Annotated in this window: 14 protein-coding genes and 1 riboswitch; of the genes, 7 read left to right on the top strand and 7 right to left on the bottom strand. The window is 47.2% G+C overall.

The genetic code is table 11. From position 1 onward, the window contains the following. Positions 1 to 32: 32 nt before the first annotated feature. A riboswitch (cobalamin riboswitch) is annotated at positions 33 to 285 on the bottom strand. Between the two features lie 112 nt (positions 286 to 397). Both ettA and bglX read left to right on the top strand, forming a co-directional pair. Next, positions 398 to 2,095 (top strand): energy-dependent translational throttle protein EttA, encoded by a 1,698-nt coding sequence (ettA, locus tag F7D73_RS13620; protein ID WP_117662098.1) that lies wholly within the window; start codon positions 398 to 400, stop codon positions 2,093 to 2,095. Between the two features lie 151 nt (positions 2,096 to 2,246). Next, a complete protein-coding gene (bglX, locus tag F7D73_RS13625) occupies positions 2,247 to 4,589 on the top strand; it encodes a beta-glucosidase BglX (protein ID WP_153125522.1) in 2,343 nt (780 codons plus the stop codon). 182 nt (positions 4,590 to 4,771) lie between these two features. Here bglX and F7D73_RS13630 read toward each other — a convergent pair whose 3' ends face one another. From F7D73_RS13630 to F7D73_RS13650, 5 genes are all read right to left on the bottom strand, one after another. Beyond that, positions 4,772 to 5,449: an HAD family hydrolase gene (locus F7D73_RS13630; protein WP_153125524.1), complete on the bottom strand. Its 678-nt coding sequence runs from the start codon at positions 5,447 to 5,449 to the stop codon at positions 4,772 to 4,774. 63 nt (positions 5,450 to 5,512) lie between these two features. Further along, the gene (locus F7D73_RS13635) at positions 5,513 to 6,643 is read right to left on the bottom strand and encodes a glycerate kinase family protein (protein WP_153125526.1); all 1,131 of its coding nucleotides are present in this window, start codon (positions 6,641 to 6,643) and stop codon (positions 5,513 to 5,515) included. Between the two features lie 6 nt (positions 6,644 to 6,649). Continuing rightward, positions 6,650 to 7,381 carry a response regulator transcription factor gene (locus tag F7D73_RS13640; RefSeq protein ID WP_153125528.1) on the bottom strand — a complete coding sequence of 244 codons (732 nt, stop codon included), beginning with the start codon at positions 7,379 to 7,381 and terminating at the stop codon, positions 6,650 to 6,652. A gap of 10 nt (positions 7,382 to 7,391) precedes the next feature. After that, entirely contained in the window at positions 7,392 to 8,912 is a 1,521-nt protein-coding gene (locus F7D73_RS13645) for a sensor histidine kinase (protein WP_153125530.1), read from the bottom strand. Between the two features lie 40 nt (positions 8,913 to 8,952). Next, the gene (locus tag F7D73_RS13650; protein ID WP_153125532.1) at positions 8,953 to 9,642 is read right to left on the bottom strand and encodes a hypothetical protein; all 690 of its coding nucleotides are present in this window, start codon (positions 9,640 to 9,642) and stop codon (positions 8,953 to 8,955) included. 230 nt (positions 9,643 to 9,872) lie between these two features. Between F7D73_RS13650 and F7D73_RS13655 the strand changes: the two genes are divergently transcribed. Beyond that, positions 9,873 to 11,921, top strand: coding sequence for an outer membrane beta-barrel protein (locus tag F7D73_RS13655; RefSeq protein WP_153125534.1), 2,049 nt, complete (start codon positions 9,873 to 9,875; stop codon positions 11,919 to 11,921). Between the two features lie 64 nt (positions 11,922 to 11,985). Here F7D73_RS13655 and xyl3A read toward each other — a convergent pair whose 3' ends face one another. Next, positions 11,986 to 14,673 carry a xylan 1,4-beta-xylosidase gene (gene xyl3A, locus F7D73_RS13660; protein WP_153125589.1) on the bottom strand — a complete coding sequence of 896 codons (2,688 nt, stop codon included), beginning with the start codon at positions 14,671 to 14,673 and terminating at the stop codon, positions 11,986 to 11,988. 330 nt (positions 14,674 to 15,003) lie between these two features. On the opposite strand from xyl3A, the gene F7D73_RS13665 reads away from it, so the two are divergent. The 3 genes from F7D73_RS13665 to F7D73_RS13675 all read left to right on the top strand — a co-directional run bounded on the left by F7D73_RS13665 (position 15,004) and on the right by F7D73_RS13675 (position 19,872). After that, complete coding sequence (locus F7D73_RS13665; protein WP_089544284.1) at positions 15,004 to 15,441, top strand: Hsp20/alpha crystallin family protein; 438 nt, start codon at positions 15,004 to 15,006, stop codon at positions 15,439 to 15,441. Positions 15,442 to 15,678: 237 nt separating this feature from the next. Continuing rightward, positions 15,679 to 17,664 carry a heavy metal translocating P-type ATPase gene (locus tag F7D73_RS13670; protein WP_153125536.1) on the top strand — a complete coding sequence of 662 codons (1,986 nt, stop codon included), beginning with the start codon at positions 15,679 to 15,681 and terminating at the stop codon, positions 17,662 to 17,664. A gap of 1,368 nt (positions 17,665 to 19,032) precedes the next feature. Continuing rightward, positions 19,033 to 19,872 (top strand): CPBP family intramembrane glutamic endopeptidase, encoded by an 840-nt coding sequence (locus F7D73_RS13675; protein WP_153125538.1) that lies wholly within the window; start codon positions 19,033 to 19,035, stop codon positions 19,870 to 19,872. Positions 19,873 to 19,941: 69 nt separating this feature from the next. Here the strand turns inward: F7D73_RS13675 and F7D73_RS13680 are convergent, their stop codons facing one another. Beyond that, positions 19,942 to 20,415 carry a PaaI family thioesterase gene (locus F7D73_RS13680; RefSeq protein WP_153125540.1) on the bottom strand — a complete coding sequence of 158 codons (474 nt, stop codon included), beginning with the start codon at positions 20,413 to 20,415 and terminating at the stop codon, positions 19,942 to 19,944. Positions 20,416 to 20,786: 371 nt separating this feature from the next. Between F7D73_RS13680 and F7D73_RS13685 the strand changes: the two genes are divergently transcribed. Then, complete coding sequence (locus F7D73_RS13685; RefSeq protein WP_153125542.1) at positions 20,787 to 21,827, top strand: carbohydrate porin; 1,041 nt, start codon at positions 20,787 to 20,789, stop codon at positions 21,825 to 21,827. The last annotated feature ends 1 nt before the right edge of the window (position 21,828 follow it).

Genomic DNA, 21,828 nt, shown 5'->3' on the forward strand with positions numbered 1-21,828 from the left:
ATCTCTTATCCTAAAGACACTCTTTCATCATATTGTTTCCGATGGCAACGGCAGGTCTTCTGACTTGCGTCCTCCCAGCATCTCACTCTATGTAAACATAAAAAGATGCAAAACTCATGGCAAGCGGTCTTCCCGAAAAAATGTCAGTGACCATGGTGCTTGCCGCAATAAGACGATTACAGCAGCGGGACTGTCCGGGCTTCTCACCCGATTCCCTTTTAATCACTACGCACTCATCCTGCCTGAGGCGGCAGAAGGTGGCAGCAAACCAATTGCGAGTGCAAAGGTACGATAAAAAAATGAATTAAAAGCTAACTTCATGCGCTTTTTATTTGGTAATTTGCGATTTTCTTCTTAAATTTGCGGAAAAATTAAAAATCATACATTTTAATATTATATGGCAACAGTTGACGACAAGAAGATTATCTTTTCGATGGTGGGCGTATCTAAGATTATCCCACAAAACCAGAAACAGATTCTGAAGAACATCTACCTATCGTTCTTCTACGGAGCAAAAATCGGTATCATCGGTTTGAACGGTGCCGGTAAATCTACGTTGATGAAAATCATCGCAGGACTTGAGCAACCTACCCAGGGTGAGGTGGTTTGGAGCCCAGGCTACTCTGTGGGCTACTTGCCTCAGGATCCTCCGCTCGACGAGAACAAGACCGTGAAGGAAAACGTGATGGAGGGTGTGCAGAAAATCTATGATGCACTCGCAGAATACGAGGACATCAACAATAAATTCGGTCTCGAGGAATATTACGGAGACCCTGATAAGATGGACAAGCTGATGCAGCGTCAGGCTGAGGTGCAGGATATCATTGATGCAACCGATGCCTGGAACATCGACTCCAAGCTGGAGCGTGCAATGGCTGCCCTGCACTGTCCTCCAGGCGATTGGCCTGTAACTAATCTCTCGGGTGGTGAGCGCCGCCGCGTGGCTCTCTGCCGCCTACTCCTGCAGAAGCCGGACGTACTCCTGCTCGATGAGCCTACCAACCACCTGGATGCTGAGAGCATCGACTGGCTGGAGCAGCACCTGCAGCAGTATGAGGGAACCGTCATCGCCGTAACCCACGACCGCTACTTCCTCGACGACGTGAGCGAGTGGATTCTGGAATTGGACCGTGGCGAGGGTATTCCATGGAAGGGCAACTACTCTTCATGGCTCGACCAAAAGACCAAGCGAATGATTCAGGAGGAGAAGACTGCCTCTAAGCGCCGCAAGACATTGGAGCGTGAGTTGGAATGGGTTCGCATGGCACCTAAGGCACGTCAGGCTAAGGGTAAGGCTCGTCTGAACTCTTACGAGCAGATGCTCAACCAGGAGCAGAAGGAGCGCGAGGAGAAGCTGGAAATCTTCATCCCTAACGGTCCTCGTCTGGGTAACAAGGTTATCGAAGCTCAGCATGTGAAGAAGGCGTTCGGCGAGAAGGTTCTCTTCAACGACCTCAACTTCATGCTTCCTCCTAACGGCATCGTAGGTGTGATTGGTCCTAACGGAGCCGGCAAGACTACCCTCTTCCGCCTCATCATGGGATTGGAGCAGGCTGATGGCGGTACATTCGAAGTGGGTGAGACCGTGAAGCTGGCCTATGTTGACCAGCAGCACAAGGACATCGACCCACAGAAGACCGTTTACGAGGTGATTTCCCAGGGCAACGAAACCTTGCGTCTGGGTGGAAGAGATGTGAATGCGCGTGCTTACATCAGCCGTTTCAACTTCTCGGGCACCGACCAGAGCAAGCTCTGCAGTGTTCTCTCGGGTGGTGAGCGCAACCGTCTGCAGTTGGCCTTGGCATTGAAGCAGGAAGGTAATGTTTTGCTCCTCGATGAGCCAACCAACGATATCGACGTGAACACGCTGCGTGCCTTGGAGGAAGGTTTGGAAGCATTTGCCGGTTGTGCTGTGGTTATCAGCCACGACCGCTGGTTCCTCGACCGAATCTGTACCCACATTCTTGCCTTCGAGGGCAATGGTGAGGTCTTCTTCTTCGAGGGCAGCTATTCTGAGTACGAAATCAACAAGGCACGCCGCCTGGGCGATACAGAGATCAAGAAAGGTCGCTATCGCAAGTTGATGGAGGAATAAGTTGATGGAGAAATAAAAAGGAGAAGTCCCCATCGGGTCTTCTCCTTTTTTATTCCAGCAACTGGTGTAAACACCATCATCCATAAGCAGCACTCTGCTTCTAAGATTAAAAAAACTAACAATATAAACGTTTTAAACTAACAATATAAATATGAGAACAGCATTCATATCACTATCATTTCTGCTGGCTGGCTCGCTGATGGTTCCTGCCATCGCACATACACCTGCAAGCAAGAAGAAAGTTGCTACTACAACTCAAAAAAGTAAAATCCTGCCGATGAAGGAGTATATTGACCAGCTGATGGCAAAGATGACCCTGCAGGAGAAAATCGGTCAGCTCAACCTGATGGTGGCTGGCGACATCACTACCGGTGGAGCCCTGAACACCCAGGTGGGTGGCGACATTGCAAAGGGCAACATGGGCGGCGTATTCAACATCAAGGGACTCGACAAGATCAAGGCTCTCCAGGACATCGCTATCAAGAACAGCCGTCTGGGCATTCCGCTGCTGGTGGGCATGGACGTAATCCATGGTTACGAGACTATGTTCCCTATCCCTCTCGCCCTCTCCTGCTCCTGGGATACAGAAGCGATGAAAAAGGTAGGCGAAGTATCGGCAAAGGAAGCCAGTGCTGCAGGAATCAACTGGACTTACTCGCCCATGGTAGATATTGCACTCGACGCCCGATGGGGACGAATCAGCGAGGGTAACGGAGAGGATCCTTACCTGAGCGGCGTGATGGGTGCCGCACTCACACAGGGTTACCAGGGCGCCGATATGCGCACAGAGGAGATATTGAGAGCCGATAGAATCATGGCTTGCCTCAAGCACTTTGCCCTCTACGGAGCCGTAGAGAGCGGCAAGGAATACAATTCTGTAGATATGAGTCGCATACGTATGATGAACCAATACCTGCCTCCTTACGAAGCCGTAGTAAAGGCTGGCGTAGGCAGCGTAATGTCTTCGTTCAACCTGATAGATTACACCCCTGCCACCGCCAACCACTGGATGATGACTGATGTTTTGAGAAAACAATGGGGATTCAAGGGCTTTCTCGTAACAGATTATGCATCCATCGCCGAGATTCTGAACCATGGCACTGCCAAGGATCTGAAAGAAGCATCAGAACAGGCACTCCTGGCAGGCACGGATATGGATATGTGCTCCAATGCCTTCGTCAAGCATCTGGCACAAAGCGTGACAGAGGGTAAGGTGACGGAGGAAGACATCAACACAGCCTGCCGACGCATCCTCGAAGCAAAATACAAACTGGGATTGTTCAGCAATCCTTACCGCTACTGCAATACCAAGCGAAACAAGACCGACATCTACTCTGCCGAAAACCGACAGATAGCTCGCGATGTGGCTGCCGAGACCTTCGTGCTTCTGAAAAATGAAGGAAATCTTCTTCCTCTGAAGAAGCAGGGAAAGATAGCTCTGATTGGTCCTCTTGCAGATACCCGCAACAATATTGCCGGCACATGGAGTGTAGCTCAGGCTCCTGAGAAATACACCACCATCAAGGAGGCGATGGAGAAAGCGCTCAATGGAAAAGCCACCTTATTATATGCTCAAGGTAGCAATATCTGGCGCAACCATGAACTTCAGAAGAACGGCGAACTGGGCAAGTCTATAGCCTGGGGAGATGAGGTAAAGATGAAGAACGAGGCACTGCAGATAGCAAAGGAAGCAGACGTGATAGTATGCGCTATGGGCGAAACAGCCGACATGAGCGGTGAATGCGCAAGCCGCACTAATCTGGAAATGCCTGATGTGCAACAGGAACTTCTGGCAGAACTCGCAAAGACGGGTAAGCCTATCGTATTGCTCAACTTTGCCGGTCGCCCTACGGTTTTGTCATGGGAGAAAGAACACATTCCTGCCATCATGAACGTATGGTTTGGTGGTTCTGAAGTGGGAGATGCACTTTGCGATGTCATCTTCGGCGACAAATCGCCATCGGGTAAGCTCACCACTTCGATGCCTAAGACTACCGGTCAGGAGCCTCTCTACTACAACCATCAGAACACCGGTCGCCCTGTACCAGACGATAATGAGAAGTTTGCCAAGTTTGCCAGCAATTGTCTGGATGTAAGCAATGGTCCTCTCTATCCATTCGGCTATGGATTGAGCTACACCACTTTCGAGTATGGCGATTTGAAGCTAAGCAGCCATGAAGTCAATACGGATGACTGGAAGATTACCGCCACCATCAACTTAAAGAATACAGGTAGCCGAGATGCCGACGAGATAGTTCAGCTCTATATCCGTGATATGGTAGCCAGCATCTCTCGCCCAGTCAAGGAGCTGAAAGGTTTCCAGCGAATCCATCTGGCTGCAGGAGAAAGCAGGGAAATCAGCTTCGATATCACTCCTGAAATGCTCAAATTCTATAACGCAGAATTAAAGCATGTGATTGAACCAGGCGACTTCCAGATTATGGTGGGAGGAAACAGTAAAGAGGTAAAGACACAGAACCTTACTGTAAAATAAATCAAGTTTCTCAAGTGAGGAAATTGGTTGAAGTTAAAGAAGTTATCACTCCCTACGGTCGTTCGGGAAGTTAAGAGACAATAGTCTTCCGGTGTAAAACGTAGGACATTTGTCCCTTAACTTCCCCCTTACTTTCCTAACTTCCATTAACTTCTCCACATACGACAGTTCTGTAATTAATCTCAGACCAGCCCCAGGAGTTCTGCAAAATCATCAATGATAAATTCGGCAGAAGCCAACTGCTCGCGGGTTCCGTTTCCGTAAGTTACGGCACAGGCCTTGCAACCGGCATTGTGAGCCATATCTACATCAAAGGTCATGTCACCAACCACCAAGACTTCATCAAGCATATCCTCCACATCTCCTGCTTCTGCTGAAGTTACGGGATTCTTCATTCCCTTCATTTCTCCCAAAGCCATGAAAACCATGTCGGGTGCAGGCTTCACATGCCCTACATCATCGCCAGCCACAATAGAAGAGAAAATATCTTCCAGCTGCATCTGCTTCACGTATCCGTCGAGCGAGCAATGGTTGCGGCTGCTTGCCATACCCAGAATAAAACCCTGGCGATGTAATTCTCTCAGGGTTTCTATTACATGAGGGAAGGGCTGCACGATCATCGTCTTCTTGTTATCCAGGAAGATTTCGCGATAGGTTGCCGCACATTCCATTCCTTCCTCAGCACTCATTCCGAAGAGCGAAACGAAGGCCTCATCCAGTCTTAAACCGATGGTCTTGGCACAAGCCTCATCCGATTTCACTTCCATTTTTTTGGCCCGCATCGTATCCTGCAAGGTCTTCACAATGAGACTCTGCGAATCGCCGATGGTTCCATCAAAATCAAAAATTATATACTTCATTATTTCTTATTCTTTTTACCCTGTTTTGATAATCGGGCGCAAAGATACGGATAATAACTGAAACTACAAAGCAAATTGCTCATGAATCGCCTTTACGATATTATGACGAGCCACTTCTGATTTCATAGCCTCTTCTAAAAGCATGCAATCAGGAGTAACCTGAACAACTCTATCAAAGCCTGCATCCAGCATCGCCTGCCTGTCGCTTACGCCACCCGATACTAACCAGATTTTCTGATTGGTAATATGCTCCAATATGCGCTGCGGCAGTTTCCCCATCAAGGTCTGACGGTCGCTATGTCCCTCGCCCGTAATCACGAGATCAGCATCCAGAATGAGCGCATCAAACTCAATCTCATCCAAGAGAAGCTCAGCCCCTGGACGAGCCTCAGCCTTGAAATATTGCAGGAAAGCATAACCCAAACCTCCGGCAGCACCAGCCCCGGAAACCATACTTCTATCATATCCGAAATGCCTGGAGCTTACCTCGGCAAACTTCCTCGCCCTATCATCCAGCATCTGCACCATCTTAGCATCAGCTCCCTTCTGAGGCGCAAAGACATGAGCCGCCCCATTTTCACCACAGAGCGGATTGGTAACATCTGAAGCCAGCACAAAACTGCATTCCTGGCGGATTTTCTTCCAGTCGTCGCCCATCGCCTTAAGCATTCCGATGCCACAATCGGATGTGGCACTTCCGCCCAAGCCCACGATGAAATGGCGCACACCCCGGCGATAAGCATTCATAATCATCTCACCCACGCCCCATGAAGTAGCCTTCATCGGGTTGCGCTGTTCAGGCTCAATCAGAGCCAGTCCGGCGGTCTGCGCAATCTCGATAATCGCGGTATCATCCACGATTCCGTATTCCGCCTCAATCCATCTCATCAGCGCATCATGGGCATGAATCCTCACTCGCTCTCCCTTCATTGCCGAGAGGAATGCATTGAGCATTCCCTCTCCTCCATCACTCATTTCCAGGGTAATGATTTCGGGAGAAGCATCATCTGAATTCATTTTTTTCATTTCTGGAATAGCATAATCAAGAGACAATTTCTTTATTTCGGGAGAAGCATCTTCCGCATTCCATTCCTTCACTCCCGAAGCAATCACCTCATTCACCTCTCTGCTCGAAAGGCAGCCCTTATAAGAGTCACAAGCAATTATTATCTTCTTCTTTTTAACCATTGTCATTTTTCTCTAATAAATCATTTTATACCCAATTCCCCTCACATTGATGATTCTGATATTTTCATCGGCAGATAACTTGTGGCGGAGCTTGGTGATGAAAACATGGAGACTGCGGGAATTGAAAAAGCTGTCATCACCCCAAAGTTTCAGGAGAATATCCTTGCTCTCTACCACATTGTTCTTGCTCTCCACAAGCATACGAAGGATTTCTGATTCACGATGTGACAGTTCTGTATCTTTACCATCCAACTGCAGAATCTGACTGGTAACATTCAGGCGATAACGACCGATGGAGAGCCATTGATCAGCAGCATCCGGATTATCAGGAGAACCATTCCCCCCTTCCTGTTCTTCAGAAGAAATATTTCCTACTGAAGCCCGATGACAAAGCGACTTGATACGGACGATGAGCTCCTGGATGGCAAACGGCTTCTTCAGATAATCATTGCCACCCAATTCAAATCCCTCTACCACATCATTCACCGCCGAACGAGCCGTGAGAAAAAGCACAGGAGTACGGGAATCCGTCTTGCGGATACGGCGCACCATCTCGAAACCATCCATTTTGGGCATCATCACATCCGCTACCAGCACATCAGGCTTCTGTTCATCAAACATACGAAGCCCCTCTTCGCCATCATGCGCCGTGCGCATCTCGAAGCCCTGCGCCTCCAAGGTGTCGCTCAGAATCATCGCCAAGGATGTTTCGTCTTCTACCAGTAATACTTTTATCTTATTCATTGTTTCTTTTTTACTTTTTTACCCTTTTACCTTTAAGAAAATGCAGGGTGAAGCAGCTTCCTTTTCCCGGCTCGCTTTCTACGGAAACAGAACCGCCCATTTTCTCCATCAGGCTCTTGACATAGAAAAGCCCGAGACCATAGCCCTTGACCGTATATTTATTGCCATCCGTCACCCGATAGAACTTGTCGAAAATATAAGGCAATTTATCGTGGGCAATACCGATTCCATTATCTGATACGGAAACCAGCACTTCATCCTCGGCTTTTTGGAAAGCCTTGATTTCTATCTTCACGCTATCTTCAGAATACTTGATGGCATTGTCTATGAGATTGCTCACGATGTTTGAGAAATGCATCCGGTCGGCATGAACCATCAGATTTTCCGGTTCTACGGACAACGAAATATTCACCTTTTTATCCGTTTTTTCTCCTGATTTCACTTTCAGCTGATGCTGGGAGATTAATGGTTCAATCACCTCCTTCATTGGAACTTCCACGATATTGAGAAGCATCGATTTCCGTCGTTCCATACTCATTGACAGAATCTGCTCCACCAATCCGCTGAGCGTCTGCAACTGCTCCTGGGCGATGGTGAGATACTTGCACGCCTTATCAGGATGCTGGAGCATTCCGTAGTTCAACAGGGAGTCGGTGGCAGCATAGGCTACGGCTATCGGAGTCTTCAATTCGTGCGTGATATTATTGGTGAAATCACTCTTCATCTCATCAAGCGTCTTCTGCTTGAGCATCGTATGAATCAGGAACCAGAAGACGAAAGCCAGGATGAGCATAATGAAGAGCGAAGTGGCAAGGATGCCTGCCATCTGGCTGAGCACAGTCATCGTAAGCGGCTCTAGGGTAAGGACATATTTCTCCTCATTCGCCTCCCCCTCATTACAAACCACATATTGGTATTGCTTGACATTGGCGGAAGGCACATACCCCTTCGTCGTCACTTTCGCCAAAACCTTCTTTCCTGCAAAAAGCTGAATCTGATGCGGAAGCGGATGAATATCGTCGCCCACCAACAAACTGTCTGAAAGCATCTTGACAACCCATGCACTGTCATAGTCATTGATGTCTGGTTTGGCGATTTCATTCAATTTGCCAAACAGCGCTTGTTGCACCATAGTTGCCAGCTTACCCGACATCATCATCATCAATTCCTGGTCCTTGTCATCTTCACTACGCTTCTTTTGCTTGGTAAAAGTTGTTTGAACAGACTGAACGATCTTTCCTCCACGAACCTTTTTCACCTTTACCTTTTGATCTATATCATCGTCTTCATCCATAGAAAAAGCAACAGAACCCGTCAGTTGTCTATGAGGCCCTTTATCATCATTGCGCAATCGTTCGATTCGCTTCTTCATCTCCATGAAGTGAGCGTACTCCATTCCACCCTTAATTTTCGCTTCAACCTCCTTTTCCTGAGACTGATAAAGCCCCACGAGCCAATAGGTCTGATATGCGAAGATGCAGACCAGAGCCGTGATGACGAGCGTAACTATGTATTTAAGATGTAACTTCATTCTTTCCTTTATTAAAGATTTTTCCAGATGAATTAAATACTCATTTTCTGAAAATCGGATAAACCTCCGTGGTATTCTTCCATCCCCATTTACCATTCTTTTGTGGCGCAAACTCTCGTCCCATCTTGGCTCCTATCCCCCAATGTTGATTGAACATCACTTCCATGAAGCCACCATAGCTGCTCTTGGGATTGAAAGGAGACATGATGACGCTTCGAGGGTCAGAGGTTTTCGTTGGAACATATTGTCCATAGAATCCCACTGTGAGCCAGTCGTTTACCTGATAAGCCATTCGTCCACCAAAAGAAGCTTTGGTGAGATTGCCAAATCCATATACTCCCGTGTTTATCTTTTCTATCCCGACATAAGGAGAAAAAACAAAACGCCCGAAATTTTGTTGATAAACAACCCCTGCAGTCTGCCTATTCATCAGTCCTGGGACTTCAATACCCGAAAAATATACCGCCATCGTACCCAAATTCGGGGAAGGAAGAGAAATATGAGGTATTGCATTCGGCGCAATCTCTAAAGGTTTTCCTTCTTCCGACATCCAAGGTGCATTCGATTCAGAGTAATAAGATTTGCCTTGAAGTACAGGAAATCCACCGAGCGAAGGACGAGAATATTCCAACGACATACCTTCCTTAGGTAAAGATGCCTTCGGGATGGAATCCAAGGAAACACTCTTCACTTCCTGTGCTTGCATTACCAATGTACAAAAGCAAGCCATAACTGTCAATATGAATATTCTTCGTTTCTCTTTCATGCTTGCAAAAGTAATAAAAAAGAAGATAAGTAAGATACTTTTCAGGGAATTATTTCTGATTTGATAAGACTAAATAACACTTCTGATAAGACTTGATAATCAAAATTCCTTGCTGACACGAGTTTTTTACAGTACTTTTGCAACCGAAATCGGGAGGGTTCCTTCCGAAAGAACGATAAAAAGATAAGAAGAATATGAAAAGATTGGTTATATTAAGCGCTTGCCTGGCCATCAGTCTTGCCGGCTGGGCACAAGGAAACAGAAATGATTCCCTGAGAATGGACAGCATCATCCATTCCCTCCCCGATGTGATGGTAAAAGGCAACCGACCTATCGTAAAGGTGAAAGGAGCAGCATTGACCTATGACCTGCCTCAACTCATCAAAAACCATCCGGTGGATAATGCCTATGAAGCCATCAAGCAACTGCCTGGCGTGAGCGAACAAGATGAAGCCTTGACCCTCAACGCCCAATCCGTAACCGTGATGATAGACGGCAAGGCTACCACCATGACGAGCGAGCAGCTCTATTCGCTTCTGAAAACGATTCCTACCAGCCGCATCGCCAACGCTGAAGTCATCTATTCAGCCCCAGCCCGCTATCAGGTAAAGGGACAGGTCATCAACCTTCTGCTGAAGCACAACACAGGTTTTCACTCCCTGCAAGGCGAGTTCTTCGGCGGCTACACCCACCAGAACCGCAACAGTTACACAGAGCGCGCCTCCTTGCTCTTCACCAACAAGAAATGGGAAATAGACATGCTCTATTCCTTCGGTCATGGCAAGAGATATTATTACTATGAAAATGAGTTTGCCCACACCTTGACTGATGGCACTTCCTATGCCTTCTCTACACATAGCGACAATAACAAACGCCATCTCAATCATAACATCAGACTGGGAATCAACTATCATCTGGCGAAGAATCATCAACTCAGCTTTACCTACACCTCACAACTCAATAACACGAGAGGAACTTCAGAGGATGATGGCGATTTCACATCCCTACTCAGAATCCATGCCAAGAGTCAGTTTCACAATTTCCGCCTGGATTACTCTACCCCATTCGGCTTCTCGGCAGGAGCAGAATACACCTATTATAATTCACCGGATGAACAATGGCTGAAAAGCAGTCTCTACGATGAGATTTACGACATCACAAGCCAGCAACGAATCGACAAATGGCACGTTTACCTCAAGCAGGAGCACGACTTAGGAAAAGACTGGGGCTTGAACTACGGCATCAATTACACCACATCAAGAGACAAGAGTTCGCAGGAAAACAACAACAAGTCTTCTGATGGCAACACCATTCAAAACGAAGACCAAATGAGTTTCTACGTCGGAGCCAGCAAGTCATTCGGACAAAAACTCACGATGGAAGCATCGCTCATGGAAGAATATTACCACACCCCAATCTGGGATGAGTGGAACCTCTTCCCTACACTCTCCATCACCTATCTTCCTAAGGCAGGACACGTCATCCAATTCGACTTGGATTGCGACAGAGACTACCCTACTTATTGGTCGGTGAAGGACTTCACCACCTATAATGCGGGCGGATATGGAAAGATTGTTGGAAACCCGACGTTGAAGCCATCACGAGATCTCAGCCTCTCGCTTACCTATATTCTGCACAGCAGATACGTGGCAAGTCTCTTCTTCAACAACTCGAAAGATGAATTCCGTCAGCTTCCTTACCAAAGCGACAAGAAGAAGGAGATGGAATACAAGCATGTCAACTTCGACCATGTAAACCAGGTAGGCTTGATGTTCACAGCCCCAATCAACATAGGCAACTGGTGGCAGAATCGCCTTACCTTCACTGGCGTATATCAGAACGACAAGAATTCCCATTTCTATGATCTTCCATTCGACCGCAGCAAATGGTTCTGTCAAGCCCAGTGGAACGGCACTTTTCTCTTTGGCAAGCATGTGCTTCTCAACCTCGATGCTTCCGTCCATACCAACGCCATCCAGGGAATCATCGACATCCCAGCCTCAGGCTATCTCAACACTGCCCTCACCTGGAAGCCTCTCAAGGATGACAAGTTCCAGCTGAAAGCCTACTGCAACGACATCTTCGAGACAGGCGACAACCATCTCCACGACACCTACCGAGGTCAGCACGTCATCAACAACATGTACTTTGGCAGAATCATAGGCCTCTCCCTCACCTATCGTTTCGGCGGCTACAAGGCCAAGCAGCATGAAGAAGTAGATACTTCCAGATTCGGGAAATAAAACGAGAAAAGCTCACCAAGACCATCAAAGTCCTGGCGAGCTTTTCTCTTTTTATATCAGCATTTTATTTCACTTTCACTTCTATCACATTCTTCGCAGCCTCAGCACTCGAACCACCTACGAAGATCTGATATTTGCCGGGAACCACACGCATGGTATTGGTCTGGGAATCCCAACCCTCGAAACTCTGGCGAGGCAGACTGATGGTTACCTGCTGCTTCTCGCCCGCCTTCAAAGTAATGCGCTTGAAGGCTTTCAGGGTCTTGATAGGACCCTCAGCATCATCCATTCTACGGATGTAAACCTGTGCCACTTCCGTTCCTTCCCTATTACCTTTATTAGATAAAGAGAAGCTCAAGGAATAAGCCGAAGAATTCTTCACTTTTCGTTCTTCATTCTTCACTCTTCGTTCTTCACTCTTAACTTTCTTCAATGTCGGCTTTCCATATTCATAAGATGTATAGCTCAATCCATGTCCGAATGGGAAGAGAGCCTCACCCTTGAAATAACGGTAGGTGCGATTCTTCATCGTATAATCGAGGAAATCAGGAAGATCATTCACGCTCTTATAGAAGGTTACCGGAAGCTTGCCCGATGGATTCACCTCGCCAAAGAGTACCTTTGCCACGGCTTCGCCACCCCGTTCGCCCGGATACCAAGCCTGAAGGATAGACTCTGCATTCTCTGTTTCAGGAACCATGGCGATGGCACTGCCCGAACAGTTGACGAACACCACGCGCTTGCCTGCCCGATGCAACATCTCCATCACCTTGCGCTGAGCCTGCGGCAACTCGATGTCGGTTCTGTCGCCTCCCTTGAATCCCGGCTCAGAAACCTTCATCTCCTCACCCTCAAGACTAGGAGAAATACCGCCTACGAATACCACCACATCAGCATCGCCTACCTCAGCCAGAAGCTGAGACTCGGTTGGCGTATAGTTCTTAACAATGTCAAACTGCATCACCGCCATATCGGTCTTCTGGAAATAATCCACCTGTATCTTCATCGGCTTTCCCGCCTTCACGGAAATTGGCTTGTTGAGCATCTGCACACGGGCACGTCCCTTCCATACATTCGCCACCGTATCGCCATCAATGATGAGTCGGTAGCCATCATCGCATCCCATTCTGACGTTCAAGGTTTCATCCTCTTCCGGAGTAAACAGGCCCTCGTATCGGGCTGAGAAGTTGGTAAGGTTCACGCCCGGTGCAAAGACGGTATTTCCGCCATTGCTCTGATTGATTGGCGAAGTCATCATGGCAGTAGCCACAGGCTCGCCCTTCATCTCAGAATTGTTCCAATAAGTAGCCTTCATGCCTTTGCTGCCATCAGCAGAAGTCAGGAGATTGAACCGGCTTTCAGAAACTTCATTTCTTGTCAACGTGCAGGCAGGAATATACTTGGCGTCCTTTACATATTTTCTGATGCCCTGCAGGATGGTGGTGGTAGAAGTAGGATAACCCGAATAGTTGCCCCACTGCATGATGGAATCATTGGCGTTCGGCCCCATCACTACCAACTTCATTCCAGATGCTTTCAGCGGCAGAAGATTGTTCCGGTTCTGAAGAAGCACGATTCCCTCTTCTGCCATCTTCTCTGCCAAATCCTTATGCGCCTTGCTGGCGATGACGGAAGATGGAATCTGAGTCCAAGGCACGTTCTCGTCCTGATCGAAATCACCCAGGCGGAAACGGGCTATCAGCAGGCGCTTCAAGCTCTCGTTCACCTTTTCCTCGCTGATCATTCCTGTCTTCACCGCCTCAGGAAGCGAACGGTAAACGCTTCCGCACTCCACATCGGTTCCGGCACCAATCGCCTGCGCCGTAGCCTCAGCAGGAGTCTTCGCCGTACCATGTCTGCCTGGCACATAGAAGTCGTTGATGGCTCCGCAATCGGAAGTTATCAGTCCCTTGAATCCCCATTCATCACGAAGAATCTGACGCTCATATCGGGCATTGCTGCAACATGGCGCTCCGTCAATGCGCTGATAGGCGCACATCACCTCAGCCACATTTCCATCCTGCACCAGCGATTTGAAAGCGGGCAGATAAGTCTCCCACAAATCCCGTTCAGGCAAATCCTCTACATTGAAAATGTGCCGGTTCCATTCCGGACCGCTATGCACGGCAAAATGCTTGGCACAGGCCAGGAGCTTGACATATTGGGGAACCTGGGAGGAAGCCGTAGCCAGAACTCCCGGAGCCGACATCGGTTTGCCATCAAAGGTCTGTCCCTGCAATCCATTCACCACAGCAAGTCCCATTCTTGTGGTCAGATAAGGATCTTCTCCATAAGTTTCCTGTCCACGTCCCCATCGTGGGTCGCGGAAGATATTGATGTTCGGAGTCCAGAAACTCAGACTCTGGTAGCGCTTGATGTTGCCGCTCTTCTTCGCCTCCTGTGCCTTGGCTCTCGCCTCATCGCTCACGGCAGTAAACACCTTATATAATAAGTCATCGTCCCACGAAGCCGCCATGTGCATCGTGATAGGAAAAACGGTAACAAATCCGTTTCTTCCCACTCCATGAAGCGCCTCATTCCACCATTGAAACTGCGGAATGCCCAATCGGGCGATGGCTGGCGAAGTATCCATCATCAACTTCGTCTTCTCTTCCAGGGTAAGACGGGAAAGCAAATCGTTGGCTCTTGCCTCAGCAGAAAGGTTTGGATTCTGATAAGGAAGAAGCTGCTGGGCGCTGGCAGAAAGCGAAATCACCATCAGCATCGCCATAGATAGTAGTTGTTTCTTCATCATTTTCTTATGTTATTATGCTTTGTCCTAAAGATTGTTTTATAATTGGTGACAAAGTTACATTTTTTATTCGAAACAACCGCACAATTTGACAGAAAAGTTTAAAATAATTATACTTTGCTGCCAATATTGCCATTCATTTTCCGCTGGCACACAAGTTGCTCAGTAAGAGAGTGAAAGCTGAAGCTAAAAGATGAAGGAGTTCGAAAGGACAACGGAGTTTCGAGGTGAAGGCAATCAAAAGAACAGATAAATAAATAACAAGCAGAAATCCCGACGGGACCGCAAGGAACCGAGAGGACGAGTAAAATAAAATTGGAGGTTTTAATTATGTTGTTAGCACGTAGAAATAATAATTCAGATTGGTTGAGTAACTTCTTTGATGATGCATTCTTCAACACCGACATGATGCCACGTATGAATGCTACCGCTCCTGCCATTAACGTGAAGGAGACCGAGAAAGCTTACCAGATGGAGATTGCAGCCCCTGGACTGAAGAAGGAATGGGTTCGCATCAACATCGATAACGATGGCAACCTGAATGTGGCTATCGAGAACAAGATGGAACACAAGGATGAAGATAAGCACGAGCACTATCTGCGCCGCGAGTTCTCTTACAGCAACTATCAGCAGAGCTACACACTCCCTGAGGACGCTGACCGTGAGAAGATTTCAGCAAAGGTAGCTGATGGTGTTCTTGAGGTTGAGATTCCAAAGCTTGCTCCTAAGGAGGAGGCTAAGGCTACCAAGAATATCGAAGTCAAATAATCATCTCCCATAAATGATTGAGGCAGATTCCAAGGCAATTTGGAACCTGCCTTTTTTTGTGCCCTTACCTGAGCCATCACATTTTTCATCTACCTTATTATAGTGGTTTTCATCTATCCATCGGGATATTTCTTCCATAAATCTTGCGGGGGTCATAATTAATATGTAATTTTGCAGGCAGAAAAGCAGATATCAAAGCTTCTGCTTATAAAATTCATAACATTTATATAAAAACAGATGAAGAAAACAATTCCAGTAATAGGCATGGCTTGCAGCGTATGCTCTGCCAATGTAGAAAAGAAGCTGCTGTCGCTCGATGGCATCAACTCCGCCTCGGTTTCCCTGGCGAGCCGAACTGCCCTGGTAGATTATAACCCCGACATTATCTCTCTGGAAGATATGAAACGGGAAATCAGCAACGCCGGCTACGACCTCGTTATCGAAAACGACAGAAGCGTGGAGGAAATCAACCGTCGTGAGTTCACCCTCCTGCGCCGCCGAGCCCTCGCTTCCTGGCTCTTCGCCATCCTGACCATGTGTTTCTCCATGGGCTGGATTTCACTGGGTATGGAACAGAATATGATTTCAGATGGCGTTGCTTCGGCTCATCATTCGAGTTCCTTCGCCAACCAGACCTGTCTGCTCCTGGCACTCGCCAACCTGCTCTACTGCGGCAAACAGTTTTATGTTTCCGCCTGGAAGCAGCTCCTACATCATACGGCAAACATGGATTCGCTCGTAGCACTCAGCACCCTCATCGCCTTCCTCTTCAGCACCTTCAACACCTTCTTCGGAGAAATGGTATGGGGAGCGAGAGGCATAGAATGGCACACTTATTTCGATGCTTCCGTGATGATTATCACCTTCGTACTGACCGGCAGATGCCTGGAAGAAAAGGCAAAGGACAGTACGGCGAGCAGCATCCGACAACTGATGGGAATGCAGCCGAAAACCGCCCGACTGGTGACTTACGAGAAGATAGAAGGCACCAACGACTACAAGATGGAGGAAGTTCCGATTTCCACCATTCAGATAGGCGACATGATAGAGGTAAGAGCCGGCGAGAAGATTCCGGTGGATGGCGTGGTTACCCAGGCAGAGAGTTTCATGACTCCCGATGCTGCCTATGTAGATGAAGCGATGATCAGCGGCGAACCGACTCCGGCGATGAAAAAGGCAGGCGACAACGTGCTGGCTGGCACCATTCCGAGTCAGGGAAAGCTTCGCATGAGAGCCAAGCAGATTGGCGAGAACACCGCCCTGGCGCACATCATCCGCATGGTTCAGGAGGCGCAGGGCAGTAAGGCTCCCGTGCAGCGCATTGTGGATAAGGCGGCTCTGATTTTCGTTCCAGCCGTGGCAGCCATCGCCCTCATCACCTTTATAATATGGTGGCTGATAGGCGGCAACGCTGCTCTTCCGCAGGCCATCCTTTCAGCCGTAGCCGTATTGGTCATCGCCTGTCCTTGCGCCATGGGCTTAGCTACTCCTACCGCCCTGATGGTGGGCATCGGCAAAGCGGCGCAGAAGCAGATTCTCATCAAGGATGCGTCGGCACTGGAGAATCTCCACAAGATCAACGCCCTCGTCATCGACAAGACCGGCACCCTCACCATTCCTAACCAGAACATCGATTTCACCAAGCAGGAGGATTTGGATCTGGAGACGAGAGAGACCCTCAAGCCTCATGCCCAGGAAGCGATGAAGCAGTTGCAGGAAAAGGGAATAGAGGTGTATATGATGAGTGGCGACAAGGAGGAAGCGGCTCACTACTGGGCGGAGAAAGCCGGCATCAAGCATTACCAGAGCAAGGTGCTGCCTGGCGACAAGCAGGCATTGGTAAAGAAACTTCAGGACGAAGGCAAGCAGGTAGCGATGGTAGGCGACGGAATCAACGACACCCAGGCCCTGGCCCTTGCCAACGTGAGCATGGCGATAGGAAAGGGAACGGATGTGGCGATGGATGTGGCGCAGATTACGCTAATGAGCGACGACCTCCTGGCACTTCCGGAAGCCGTAAAACTGAGTCAGAAGACGGTTCACATGATTTGGCAGAATCTGTTCTGGGCGTTCATCTACAACATCATCTGCATCCCGTTGGCAGCCGGCGCCCTTCATATCTTCGGCATTGATTTCCAGATAACCCCGATGTGGGCAAGTGCCCTGATGGCCTTCTCAAGTGTGAGCGTAGTGCTTAATTCGCTGAGGTTGAGATTGGCGTAAAATAAAAGAAAATGGCAGGTTCCTGATGCGTTAATTGGGAACCTGCCATTATTATATCCCCTACTTAAATACACTTTTCCTATGAAAATAGGGGCTGGAAACCACACTTTTCTGAAAAAAGCTGGATTTTAGCCTTATAAAACAAAGATTTTACCCCATAAAATACTCTTTTTAGTTAAGGCGATTTCCATGGCAAATCGTAAAGGACTTTTAAGGGATTGGAAAACCTTAATGACCGATAATGACATTGACCTTAATGACCTTATCCCCTAAATAGCCAGACTCCATTGTCAACAGAAAATCACATTACCCAAGCAAAAATGACAAGAAAGGCCGGATTGTTTTTTTACAGAGAAAGGAGGAGAAAAATGCCCTTAGAAGCAAGAAAAAGTGGTTCCGATAACACTTTTCACCCCTTCTGAAGGAAAAAATAAGAGGGGTAAAAGGCTGAATGAAAGGGGAAAAACGAGGAATTTCTTGATATATTTTGTCAAGATTCTAGTAAAAAAGCAAGAAAAACTGGGGTAGAGCGAAGGAGATTCTGTGCGTTTTAATAGCATTAAACGAGGGAAACGAAACAGTTCAACCAACGACTATCAAGCTGATTATCAATACGATACATTCAACACCACATCCTTCCAGAATAGCTTTCAGAAACTCTATCGTGTCATTAAGGGTCAGTGTCATTAAGGGTCATTAAGAAAAAAGCAAATGTCATTTAGAGCCATAGTATAATATAAATAATATTTATTATTATACTATAGAGATATTTGCGCCCCCCGAAAACCTTAATGACACTTAATGACACTGACCCTTAATGACACCACTCCACATTTCCCCGCTTTTCAAACATCAAAAACAATCCAAGGTTACTTTTGCAATCAGATGCACAAACCGAAAACACTTATACCTCTACACATCAGCTACTTACGCACTATTTTTCAACATTCTACCGGAAAAAGCTTGCTTTCTGCTTAGAATTTTTGTATCTTTGCACCGGCAATCGAAAGAACAGTCTTCTTGTGCCAAAAGTCGGTCATCTATGACGACCGAGGCTGGTCTTAATAGATGGCAGGCGCTGGTCACCAATGAAGACCACAAAATGGGCAGGAAACGGCTTTCTGGGGAATTGTGATTCAAGGAACTTTTAAACGCAGACAGAACATGATAAACAAAACTAAACTTCTTCGAGGGTGGCGATATTTTAACATAAAGATAACATGCACTTAACCCAACAAGCCAGGATTTTATTATATCTTTGCCCCCATATTTGCTGCACTCGGCAATCTGAAAGCAAGCTTTCATAGCGCTCGTTGGCAGTATCTCTACAAGAGATAAGATTTCAGTAACAAACAAAACTACAACTTTATGAAAAAAGAGAAACTTTCAACAATCCTGTCAAAAGGAAGAAACGGAACCAAGGGATGGTTTCTGTATCGTGCATGGCCTGGCACCAGAAGTGCCATCTCCGTCTATCTGAAGTCCATGCTTGCAGCCTTTCCGGTTGGCATTACAGCAGCTTTGAGCTGCGAATTTATCGAATTCCTGACGAAGACAACCATCAATAGTTCTGCATGGGCCATGGCAATTTATATGCTGGCTGCAGAGCTATATATGATTCATAAATGCCGGAAGAAATTCCATCTGCGTGTTCGCCTAGAAAAGATTAAGCAGATGCCTAAGGCAATCATCTTCTTGCTGGTTTTCTTGGTGGGATTGTTCCAGACCATTCCTATGACTGCATTAGAGAACTTCATGGATTTGCCTAATTACATGGAGCAGGATTTTGTTAACCAGGCACATAATCCGATTGGAATCCTGGTGCTCTGCATCATTGCTCCTATAGCCGAAGAATACCTCTTCCGCGGATTGATGATGCGAAAGATGCTGAAATGGAACATCAGTCCCTGGTATGCTATCATCGGCTCAAGCATCATGTTCGGCCTCATCCATCTCAATCCGGCACAGATTCCAGGAGCCATCATTCTGGGAATATTCATGGCGTGGATGTGTTACCGAACCAGGAGTTTGATTCCGGGCATCATCATCCACATCACCAACAATACGCTCTGCCTGATTCCTGAAGAATGCTACGATACTTACATCGCCAGCACTCCGATGACGGAAGCAAGCCTCAGCCTTGTAAGCATCGCAATCATCATTCTGTCGATTTGCCTCTTTAACAAGAAAGCCGTTGCTGCATCGTAAAAAGATTTCATAAAAGGAAGTCTTCATAAGAAAGGCTTCCTTATCAAATTCCTCACCATAAGGGGAGAGTTATTCCTCCCCCTCTACCTTGCAGCTGTCGAATCCCATCTCCTTGGCTTTATCAGGACCGAAGGTGAAGTAGATGGCTTCGCCCTCATCACAAATCTCGCCTTTGGAGTTCTCCAGAGTCAGGTGGATGGTGACGATGTTGCGGCGCTGACTGGCGATGTGACCACGCACCGTAATCTGCGAATCGGTGGTCATTACAGGCTTCTTGTACTTCACGTTGAGCTGCATCGTCACACCCGTGGTCTGCAGTTTGCGGTTGATGACCCAGCCTGCCACTTCATCCATCAGCATACTGATGATTCCGCCATGCAGGGTATTGATCCAGCCCTGATAATTCTCGCCGGGATTCCAGATGGTAAGCACATCCTCACCCTCTTCCCAAAACTCAAGATGCAATCCTACAGGATTGTTGGGGGCACAGCAAACGCAGTTGTAACCCTCCTTGTTCAAATATGGATTTAATATCTTCTTCATTTTTCCAACTGATTAAACTGATTTTTAACTGATTTCTTACTGATTAAACTGTTTAAAGACAACGCAAAGGTACGAATAATATCTGATAAGGCAAAGTTTTTAAAAAATATTATTATTAATTCCCTCTGATTACCTGAAAATAGAGGGTCAGACGGATCCTAAACTATTTAGAATAAATAAAAATACCTAGAAATGGGGATAAAGATAAAGCCTCCACTATTTAGAAGAAATGAAAATACCGATTATTAAGTATTGCAGGATTTTCAAATACCCAGTACCTTTGCAGCATGAATTAGCGAGATGCTCGCAGGCGGCGAGTAAGTGAACAAGAAATGATACAAAACATGAAGATTATACAAAAACATAAAGAAATGAAGAGAATTATTTTTATTATTTTAGGCAGCATCAATATTTGCCTTGCTTATGCACAGAGCTTTAACGGACAATATATTTCTGAATGGCAATGGGACATGAACAAGAATACCAATCTGATCAATCAACTGAGATTGGAACTGAGTGTTCCGATAGGAAAAGGAAAGGATTCGTTCGAGGCGGCTACGCTGCATGTGGCAAAGACCAACGATGGCATTATTGATGACTGGCAGGGATTTTCGAACATAGATGCAGACAACAACTTCGCCATGCTTGCCGTGCTGGGCTACATGCACGAGTGGAATTCGGGCCATCTGTTTGTGGGTGTGAGAAACGTAAACGAGGATTTCTTTACCTCTGATGTTACGGCGCTTTTCCAGAACAGTTCTGAGGGAATCTTTCCTACGGTTGCATCCAGCTATCCGATAGCCAACTATCCGTATTCGGGCTTGACCCTTTACTTTGATGTAACCAAGGGAGGATGGACTTTCAGAAACAGTCTGTATAATGGTGCGGGATATAATGGCTGGAAAGCCCACGACAATCCTTTCCAGGTTCGCCCGAAGAAGGATGGAATCTTCAACATGTCGCAGTTGGAGTATGAACATAAAGGTGGAAAATATTTTGCGGGTGCCGCCGTCCATACCCGTCAATATCCAATCAACGAGGATGGCGAAATGGTTTCTGCCGATGAATCCAAGGGCAAGGTCACCTGTGCCTGGTGGGTTTACGGAGAGCAGAGTGTTTGGAAGGCTGGCGACAAGAACATTTCGTGCATGGTACAGTATTCCGAGAACACCAGTCACCAGAATGCCTGCTACCGATACGCCGAACTTGGCGGCGCCTATCAGGACGATAAGAACGAGTGCGGCCTGTCTGGCCAGTACGCCCGCTTCCAGCAGGGTTCGGAATATTCGCTGGAAGTAACGTGGAAAAGACAGCTGACGGAATCCATTTCCCTTCAGCCATCGTTCCAATACATCAAAAACGACAATGGAGACTTCACGACGCTTAGTGCCCGACTCTATGTCAGTTTCTAGA

The sequence above is a fragment of the Segatella copri genome, from assembly GCF_009494395.1.
Classification (GTDB): domain Bacteria; phylum Bacteroidota; class Bacteroidia; order Bacteroidales; family Bacteroidaceae; genus Prevotella.